General features: G+C 71.7%; 6 protein-coding genes and 1 other RNA gene. 5 read left to right on the top strand and 2 right to left on the bottom strand.

Going from position 1 to position 8346, the window contains the following annotated elements; genetic code table 11:
• Window positions 1-62: 62 nt before the first annotated feature.
• The 4 genes from ffs (at window position 63) to MR1_RS17725 (ending at window position 4693) form a co-directional block, all read left to right on the top strand.
• Window positions 63-159, top strand: an RNA gene (ffs, locus tag MR1_RS17710) — signal recognition particle sRNA small type.
• 63 nt (window positions 160-222) lie between these two features.
• Entirely contained in the window at window positions 223-1230 is a 1008-nt protein-coding gene (locus MR1_RS17715; RefSeq protein WP_067250137.1) for a hypothetical protein, read from the top strand.
• Window positions 1231-1357: 127 nt separating this feature from the next.
• Window positions 1358-2092: an HAD family hydrolase gene (locus MR1_RS17720; RefSeq protein ID WP_067250141.1), complete on the top strand. Its 735-nt coding sequence runs from the start codon at window positions 1358-1360 to the stop codon at window positions 2090-2092.
• 96 nt (window positions 2093-2188) lie between these two features.
• Window positions 2189-4693, top strand: coding sequence for a glycoside hydrolase family 65 protein (locus MR1_RS17725; RefSeq protein ID WP_067250144.1), 2505 nt, complete (start codon window positions 2189-2191; stop codon window positions 4691-4693).
• 60 nt (window positions 4694-4753) lie between these two features.
• On the opposite strand, the gene MR1_RS20280 is transcribed toward MR1_RS17725, so the two are convergent.
• On the bottom strand, window positions 4754-4891 hold the full coding sequence (locus MR1_RS20280; RefSeq protein WP_169797715.1) for a putative transporter small subunit: 138 nt from the start codon (window positions 4889-4891) through the stop codon (window positions 4754-4756).
• Between the two features lie 28 nt (window positions 4892-4919).
• Window positions 4920-6635, bottom strand: a complete 1716-nt coding sequence (locus MR1_RS17730) for a sodium:solute symporter family protein (protein WP_067250149.1) — start codon at window positions 6633-6635, stop codon at window positions 4920-4922.
• Between the two features lie 490 nt (window positions 6636-7125).
• On the opposite strand from MR1_RS17730, the gene MR1_RS17735 reads away from it, so the two are divergent.
• Window positions 7126-8346 (top strand): DNA polymerase III subunit gamma and tau (locus MR1_RS17735; protein ID WP_157518351.1); only part of this gene is annotated, 1221 nt, incomplete at its 3' end.

The following is an 8346-nucleotide window of genomic DNA, read 5'->3' on the forward strand; positions in this document are numbered from 1 at the left end:
GGCGCGGACCCCCGCGCCCGTGCCGGCGGACACGGAGCCCGCGCCGCACCTGTAGAATGGACGACGGCCCTCCGCGTGACGACATCCAGGCCAACTCCCCCAGGGCGGAAACGCAGCAAGGGTAACCGGGCTCTGCCGGGTGCGCGGAGGGTCTTCTCATGCCCGCCGTCGGACGGCGCGAAGTCGTGACCGGGAGGGCCTGCGGGCCGGTAGGGTCCAGACATGAGCGGCCGCGAGCGATACTCCGAGACCTACACCTCGGTGCCCGAGCGGATCACCGAGCCCTATCTCATCCCTCCGCTGGAGGCGTCGCGGCGCGGATATCGCCGCCCGCCGGCGGCCGCGTCCGCCGGCGTCCGGGCGATCCGCCGCACCGTGCTCGTGCTGGTGGTCCTCCTCGTCGGCGGGTTCGCGGCGGTCCAGACGCAGCTGTTCGGCCTGTGGCCTCAGGTGGTCGCGCTCGCCGACGGCGTGTTCGGGACGTCGCACGGCCCGGGGACGGCTCCGGGAGCGGAGCCCGCGGCGTCGGCGACGCCCTCTCCGACGCCGAGCCCGGAGCCGACGTGGGAGGCGCCGGACCCGACGGCCTTCGTGCCGGTCGATCAGGCGACGCTGGACGCGGTCCTCGACACGCCCGCGGCGCACGCGGATCGGCCGCTGCTCGCATACGCCGTGGTCCTCCAGGCCGGCGGGTTCGAGACCACGGCCGTGCCGGGTCTGCGGGCCTTCTTCGTGACCCTGAGCGCGGACCGGCCCGCCGAGCAGTACGAGTTCCCCACCAGGGATGCCGTGCTGCTCGCACCCACCTCCTCGCACGCCGACATCGCCGAGGGCGACCTGCTGCTCGTCCGGCTCGCCGTCCCGCCCGCCGGTGAGGAGCCGGTGTCGGTCTACAGCCAGTCGGGGATGGGCGTCCCCGAGCTCCGCCTGTTCGCGGCGGAGCCGACGGAGTACGCGGACCTCGTCGCCGATGTCGCCATCGGCGAGATCGACCGCAGCGGCGAGCTGCCGGTCCTGCGCGTGGCCGTCCGCAACAGCACGTCCGTCACGATGTCGTACGCGATCGACGTCACCGCGCTGCGCGGCGACGGCTCGACGGCGACGAGCACCACCGCGTGGAGCGATCCGATCCCCGGCGGTCAGACGGGCTCGGCGGACATCACGCTGCACGGCGAGCTGCCCGACGGCGTGACCTTCCGCGTCGACGAGGTCCACCGGTACCCGGGATAGCGGCGCGGGGCGCGCGGATGACGGCTCGAAGAACGGGCTGTCGTGAGGGCGCGGGCGTGATTACGCTGGACACGCGGCACGTCGCGGTGCCGATCCATCGATCCGTCCGCCGACCGGAGGAGCCGCCGTGCCCGAGACCCCCGCAGCGCCCGACCTCAGCGTCGCCGCCGGCGTGCTCTTCGACCTCGACGGCGTGCTGACGCCGACCGCCGAGGTGCACATGCGCGCCTGGAAGGCGGTGTTCGACGAGGTGTTCGCGGCGTGGGACATCACCCCGCCCTACACCGACGCGGACTACTTCGCGTACGTCGACGGGAAGAAGCGGTACGACGGCGTGGCGAGCCTGCTGCACAGCCGCAACGTCGAGATCGCGTGGGGGAGCGTCGACGATCCTCCCGAGGCCGACACGATCTGCGGCATCGGCAACCGCAAGAACGCGGCGTTCGCGACGGCGCTGCGCCGCGACGGCATCGCCCCGTACCCCGGGTCCCTGGCCCTGCTGGAGCGCCTGCGCGACGCGGGCGTGCCGATGGCGGTGGTGTCGAGCTCGAAGAACGCCGAGGAGGTGCTCGCGGCGGCCGGGATCCGTGACTTCTTCGAGGTCGTCGTCGACGGCGTCGTCGCCGAGCGCGAGCACCTCGCCTCCAAGCCCGCGGCGGACGTCTTCCGCGTCGGGGCGGAGCGCCTGGGAGTGGCGGCCGCGGACGCGGTCGGCGTCGAGGACGCGGTGTCCGGGGTCGCCTCGGCCGCCGCCGCGGGCTACGGCACCGTCATCGGGGTGGATCGCGGCGCGGGCGCCGAGGCCCTCCGCGCCCACGGCGCGACGATCGTCGTCGACGACCTCGCCCGCCTCGTATCCTGAGACGTCCGCTCCGCACACCCCCACCCGAACCGGCACCCGCACGTCCACATCCACGGAGAACTGCATGCGACGTACTGAGCGACTGAAGGAGTCGAAGTGATCGACCGCGACGTCTTCCCCGTCGACCCCTGGCGACTCGTCGAGACCCGCTTCCCCGCGGAGGATCCCGGCGTCGCCGAGACCCTCTTCGCCGTCGGCAACGGCTATCTCGGCCTGCGCGGCAACCACATCGAGGGGCGTGAGGCCCTCGAGCACGGCACCTTCCTGAACGGCCTGCACGAGACCTGGCAGATCCGGCACGCGGAGGCCGCGTACGGCTTCGCCGAGGTGGGGCAGACCATCGTGAACGCCCCGGACGCCAAGGTCATGCGCGTGTACGTCGACGACGAGCCGCTGAGCTTCGACGAGGCGGACGTCCGCGAGTACCGGCGGGCCTTGGACTTCCGCACCGGCATCCTCTCCCGGGACGTGCTGTGGGTCACCCCGTCCGGCAAGCGCGTGCGCCTGCGCGACGAGCGGATCGTCTCGTTCGACGAGCGCCACCTCGCCGTGCTGCGGCTGGAGGTCGTCGTCGAGAACGCGGACGCGCCGGTCACCGTGTCCTGCCAGATCATCAATCGGCAGGACGGCGAGGACGTCTACGGGGGCGCCCCCACGATCTCCGGCAAGGACGTTCGCGGAGGATCCGCGCCGGGCGGATTCGATCCGCGCAAGGCGGAGCGGATCTCGGAGCGGGTGCTCCAGCCGGCGGAGTTCTGGCAGGAGGAGCAGCGCTCGGCGCTGTCGTACCGCGTCGCCGAGTCCGGGATGACGCTTGCCGTCGTGGCCGACCACGTGGTGGAGACCGAGAACGACTACACCGCGCGCCGCCTCATCGAGCCGGACATCGCCAAGAACGTCTTCCGCGTGCAGGCCAAGGCCGGAGTTCCGATCCGGGTGACGAAGCTCGTCAGCTACCACACCTCCCGCGGGGTGCCTCCGCGCGAGCTCGTCGACCGCTGCCGCCGCACGCTGGACCGGGTGGCCTTCGAGGGCGTCGAGGCCCAGTTCGCCAAGCAGGCCGCGTGGCTCGCCGCCTTCTGGGAGCGCTCGGACGTGCGGATCGGCGCCCGGGACGACCTGCAGCAGGCGACCCGGTGGTGCCTGTTCCAGATCGCGCAGGCGTCGGCGCGCGCCGACGGCGCGGGAGTGTCCGCGAAGGGCGTGTCCGGGTCCGGCTACAGCGGTCACTACTTCTGGGACACGGAGATCTACGTCCTCCCGTTCCTGACGTACACCTCCCCGCAGTGGGCGCGCAACGCCCTTCGCGCCCGCGTGCACATGCTCCCCGCGGCGCGACGGCGGGCGAGGCAGCTCAACGAGGGCGGGGCCCTGTTCCCCTGGCGGACGATCAACGGCGAGGAGGCCTCCGCCTACTACGCCGCCGGCACCGCGCAGTACCACATCAACGCCGACGTCAGCTTCGCCCTGGGCAAGTACGTGCGGGGCACCGGGGACGACGAGTTCCTGTACCACGAGGGCGCGGACATCGCGGTCGAGACGGCCCGGATGTGGGAGACGCTCGGCTTCTGGCGCACGGGAGGGGACGTGGAGACGTTCCACATCCACGGCGTGACCGGCCCGGACGAGTACACCACCGTCGTCAACGACAACCTCTTCACGAACGTGATGGCCCGCTACAACCTGCGCTTCGCGGCGCGGGTGGTCAGCGAGATGGCCGAGGACGCGCCGGAGGCGTACGAGAAGCTCGTCGACCGCCTCCAGCTGCGCCCGGAGGAGGTGGAGGGCTGGGAGCGTGCCGCGGAGGCGATGTTCATCCCGTTCAGCCCCGCGCTGGGCATCCACCCGCAGGACTCCCTGTTCCTGGAGCGCGAGGTGTGGGATCTTGCGAACACGCCGAAGGAGCAGCGCCCGCTGCTGCTGCACTTCCACCCGCTGGTGATCTACCGCTTCCAGGTGCTGAAGCAGGCGGACGTGGTGCTGGCGCTGTTCCTGCAGGGCAACCACTTCACCGAGGCGGAGAAGCTGGCCGACTTCGAGTACTACGACCCGCTGACCACGGGCGACTCGACGCTGTCGGCGGTCGTCCAGTCGATCCTCGCGGCGGAGGTCGGATACCAGGACCTCGCGCTGGAGTACTTCGAGCAGTCGATCTTCGTCGACCTCGGCGATCTGCACCGCAACGCCTCCGACGGCGTGCATGTGGCGTCGGCGGGCGGCGTGTGGACCGCGCTCGTGTGCGGCTTCGGCGGCATGCGGGACTACAACGGCGAGCTGAGCTTCGACCCGCGCCTGCCGCGGGACTGGCCGGAGCTGTCGTACCCGCTGCGCTGGCTCGGTTCCGTGCTGCAGGTGACGCTCACCCGCGGCGAGCTGGAGGTGGAGGTGCGCGAGGGCGACCCGGTCGACTTCACCGTGCGCGGCGCGGCCTACACCGCGTCCGTGGGCGAACCGGTCCGCGTGCCCCTGGCGCACCAGGGACCCGTCATCCCCGGACGGCCCGAGTTGGGTCTGCAGGCGCGGCGCGAGGACGGCACGCTGCTGTCGGCCTCGGTGCCGACCACCTCCGCGATCCCGATCGTGGGAGCCGCGGGGGAGTGATGCGACGGAGGGCGGGGACCCGAGGGTCCCCGCCCTCCGTGCGTGCGGGGCGGGTCCGGCTCAGATGATGCTGCGGCCCTCGGCCTTGGCCTCTCGCGCCTCGGTCACGAACGCGCGGACGATGACGGCGAGCGTGCCCAGCACGATCACCGGCCAGACGAGGACGTAGGCGGTCAGGAGGACTGTCGACGTTTCCATTCTTCTTCCCTTCTCTCGCGTTCCCCGGTCACGCCCGTCCGACGCCGTCGCGCGGATCCTCGGGCGCGGCGGCGCGCGCGGTCTCGTCCTCGAGCGCGGCGAGCTCCGCGTCGAGGTCCTGGTCGAAGTCCCCGGTGCGCTCCTTGATGAGGGCGAAGTCGAAGCGCCGCCTGCTCGGCAGCGTCAGCGCGACGCACACGATCGTGGACACCGCGTACGCGACGAGGGAGCCCGACAGCACCGGATAGGTGTGCAGGAACCCGATCGAGAACGGCGCGGCCGCGAGCGTCGCGACGGTGCCGACCGCGAGAGCGATCCGCTTCCCGAAGAACCCGAACGCCATGAGTCCGAGGACGACGCCGATGCCGACGGTGGCGAGGACGTCGCTGACGATGCCCACCGGGCCCGACAGCGGCACCCACTCGAACCGGACCGGCAGGAACGCGGCCAGCGCCGCGACCACCGCGACGGAGAACGCGAGGTTGGTGACGCGGTCCCAGTAGAAGCTCGCGATCACCGGGAACACCAGCGCGCCCCACATCGCGCCGACGAACACGAGGAGGTCGAGGATGTTGAGCTGCGACCCCGCGAAGGCGAGGCCGGCCACCATCGCGACGATCATCGTGACCCGTCCGACGAGCACCATGGTGCGGGGGTTCGCGCGCTTCTTGCCCGCGATGTTCTGGCCGTACACGTCGGCCATGACGATGGAGGACAGCGCCGTCAGGTCGGCGTCCGCCGTGGACGACAGGGATCCGATGATCATCACGAAGAACACGCACAGCAGCACCGGCGACAGGTACGTCGCGGCCATCTGCGGGATGAGGTTGTTCACGTCCCCGCCGACGGGCTCGATGCCCGCGTAGAGGGCGATGACCCCGAGCATCCCGATCCCGATGATGGTGGCGCCGTAGCCGAACGTCGCCGTGACGAAGGTCTTCTTGATGAGGTCCTCACGGACCGCGAAGAGACGCTGCGCGATGGTCTGGTTGCCGATCGCGTAGGCCAGCACGGCGGCGATGTAGGGCGCCCCCTGGTTGAAGAACGCGTCCGAGGAGAAGAAGTCCCCCTGCTGCGGCGTCAGGTTGTGCGCCCCGGTCTCGAACAGCGCCGGGCCGCCGGCGGCGAAGAACACCACCGGGATGATGATCACGACCGCGCCGAGCATCGCGCACACCTGCGCGAAGTCCGTCAGCACGGAGGCGCGGAAGCCGGACCACAGGGTGTAGAGGAGCACCCCCGCACCGATCGCGAGGATCCCCTGGGTAAAGGAGAACGGCGTGAGCATCGAGATGAGCGCCCCGCCGGCGATCAGGTTCGAGGTGAGGCTGATCAGGCTGCCGAGCACGTTGGATCCCGCCAGCATGAGCTGGCTGGAGCGGCCGTGCCGGGCGAACATGACCTCGGCGATCGTGTGCGCGCGGGGCGCGACCTGGCGGATCCGCCGGCCGAAGGGATAGATCAGCAGGATCATCAGCGCGCCCCACAGCCCGTAGTGGATGGGGCCGGAGATGCCGTAGGTGTAGCCGGACGTCGCGGAGGCGTACATCGAGGCCGCCCAGATCCAGGTCGCCGTCATCGACGCGGCGGAGATCCCGAAGCCGATCCGTCCGCCGCCGGTCATGTAGCCGTCGGCGTTCTCGGTGCGCTTGCGGATGCGCAGGGACATGTACAGGCTGCCGCCGAAGAACAGCAGCAGGAGCAGGACCACGACGGGTCCCGAGAGTTGTTGCAGGTTTTCCACGTCTTCTCCTTGTCTCGTCGGCACCGGCTGCGGTGCCGGGTGTCGGGGGGAGGAGAAGCGCTAACGGGTGGGGAGAGTGGCCTTCAGCGGGCTGGTGCGGAGACGATCGGGGGCGGGGAGCGGCAGTGTGCGGGCCGTCACAGGGTTCCTTTCGACACGGGGCACGCGCGCAGCCATCGTTCCGGCGCCGGCGGATCGACGCGCACGTGCACGGACGACGGGGCCGTCCGTGCGGCCGGGCGGATTCGCGCGACCGCTCACGACACAGCGCTGTCGTGGCGCGGGAGCCGGTGCGGATCCCGGATGCGCGCTCGCGGGTGCGGCGGCGGTCGGGCGAGCGCGCGGCCCGCTCCTCCAACGTAGCAACGGCCCCGGGCAAGTCAAACGCGCGCCCCGTCGGGCGCCCTCCCCGCGGCGCCGTCCGGGGTCCGGCGGCGGCGGATTCGACGACGAGGGGCGACGTGTCGGAGGCACGCTCTAGGCTTGTCGGGTGACCACAGCCCTCTACCGCCGCTACCGGCCCGAGACCTTCGGGGAGATGATCGGGCAGTCCCAGGTCACCGATCCGCTGATGACGGCGCTGCGCGGCGACCGCGTGGGTCACGCCTACCTGTTCTCCGGTCCCCGCGGGTGCGGGAAGACGACGTCGGCGCGCATCCTCGCGCGCTGCCTGAACTGCGCCGAGGGCCCGACCGACACCCCGTGCGGCACCTGCCCGAGCTGCGTGGAGCTGTCCCGCGCCGGCGGCGGCTCGCTGGACGTCGTGGAGATCGATGCGGCGAGCCACAACGGCGTCGACGACGCGCGCGACCTGCGCGAGCGCGCCACGTTCGCCCCCAGCCGCGACCGCTACAAGATCTTCATCCTCGACGAGGCGCACATGGTCACCCCGCAGGGGTTCAACGCGCTGCTCAAGCTCGTCGAGGAGCCCCCGCCGCACGTCAAGTTCATCTTCGCGACGACCGAGCCGGAGAAGGTGCTCGGCACGATCCGCTCGCGCACCCACCACTACCCGTTCCGTCTCGTGCCGCCCGCGGCGATGCTGGAGTACGTCGAGAAGCTCTGCGCAGAAGAAAGGGTGTCGGTCGAGCAGGGGGTGCTGCCGCTCGTCGTGCGCGCGGGAGGCGGGTCGCCCCGTGACACGCTCTCCCTGCTGGACCAGCTCATCGCCGGGTCGGAGGGCGAGACGGGATCCGTCGAGGTCAAGTACGAGCGCGCGGTGGCGCTGCTCGGCTACACGCACGCGGCCCTCCTGGACGAGATCGTGGACGCCCTGGCCGCGGCCGACGCGTCCGCCGCCTTCCCCGCGGTCGACCGCGTGGTGCAGACCGGTCAGGACCCGCGGCGGTTCGTGGACGACCTGCTGGAGCGGCTGCGCGATCTCATCGTCATCGCGGCCGTCGGCGACGGCGCCTCGGCGGTGCTGCGCGGAGTGCCGGAGGACGAGCTCGCCCGCATGCGCGACCAGGCCGCGGCGTTCGGATCCGACCGGCTGTCGCGCACCGCCGACCTCGTCAGCGCGGCGCTGGACGACATGACGGGGGCGACCTCCCCGCGCCTGCACCTGGAGCTCATGGTGGCGCGCGTGCTGTCCGCGGGCGAGACCGGGCCGGCTGTCATCCCCGCTCCCGACCGAGCGCGCCCGCGAGACGCGCCCGCGCCGTCGCGGCCGACGCAGCCGGTCGAGACGAGGCACGCCGGTCCCGCCGCC

The sequence above is a fragment of the Microbacterium resistens NBRC 103078 genome (genome assembly GCF_001552355.1).
Lineage (GTDB): Bacteria > Actinomycetota > Actinomycetes > Actinomycetales > Microbacteriaceae > Microbacterium > Microbacterium resistens.